The sequence below is a fragment of the Cupriavidus sp. 01L46 genome (assembly GCF_056399905.1).
Window position 1 is genome coordinate 1 of sequence record NZ_JBFTSF010000630.1, and the last position, 1,040, is coordinate 1,040.

General features: G+C 63.7%; 1 protein-coding gene. It reads left to right on the top strand.

Going from position 1 to position 1,040, the window contains the following annotated elements:
* Positions 1–1,040 (top strand): transketolase-like TK C-terminal-containing protein (locus AC1DS3_RS38975; RefSeq protein ID WP_477129407.1); only part of this gene is annotated, 1,040 nt, incomplete at both ends.

Below are 1,040 nucleotides of genomic sequence, written 5' to 3' on the forward strand. Positions count from 1 at the left end.
GAAGAGGTCCGATTGACCAAGCAGATCCTCGGCTGGCCGGTGGATCCACCGTTCCACATCCCCGAACCTGCGCGCTCGCATTTTCTTGAGGCGAGCGAGGAGGGAGAGCAGGCCGAAGGGGAATGGCGCCAAAAATTCTCCGCCTACGAAGTGCAATTTCCTGATCTTGCGGTGGAGCTAGGACAACGCATGCGTGGCGGAGTCACTGGGGACTCTTCCGGATGGGAGGCGGCGATCCCGCAGTTTCCCGCGGACAGCAAAGGCATGGCCACGCGCGCCGCATCGGGAAAGGTCATGAACGCCATCGCTCCGCTGTTTCCCGCGCTGATCGGCGGCTCGGCGGATCTGGACCCGTCGACCTATACCGCGCTGAAAGGGTTGGGGGACTTTGAGCCAACCAACATTAGCGCAGCTGACAGACAGGGTTCCAACGGCGGGGGCTGGAGCCGCGCCGGCCGCAATCTGCATTTTGGCGTGCGAGAGCATGCCATGGGCGCGATCATGAACGGCATGGCGGCGCACGGCGCAATGGTGCCTTTCGGCGCGACCTTCCTGATTTTCTCCGACTACATGCGCCCGGCGATTCGCCTTGCCGCGCTGATGGGCCTGCACGTTATCTACGTCTTCACCCACGACAGCATCGCGCTGGGCGAGGACGGCTCCACGCATCAGCCAGTGGAGCAGCTTGCCAGCTTGCGCGCGTTGCCACGCCTAGTCGTGATTCGTCCTGCGGATGCCAACGAAGCCGCCATCGCCTGGCGCGTCGCGCTGGCAACCTGCGACCGGCCGGTGGCACTGGTGCTCACGCGGCAGAACGTTCCCACCCTGGACCGTACGCAATTCGCCGCCGCGGACGGCTTGCAGCGAGGCGCTTACATCCTGGCCGACGCCCCGAACGGCAATCCGGAATTGATCCTGATAGCCAGCGGCTCGGAAGTCTCGCTGATCGTCGCCGCACAGATCAAACTGGCGCGGGAGAACATCCAGGCACGTATTGTCTCGATGCCAAGTTGGGAACTGTTCAATGCCCAGCCGAAGGC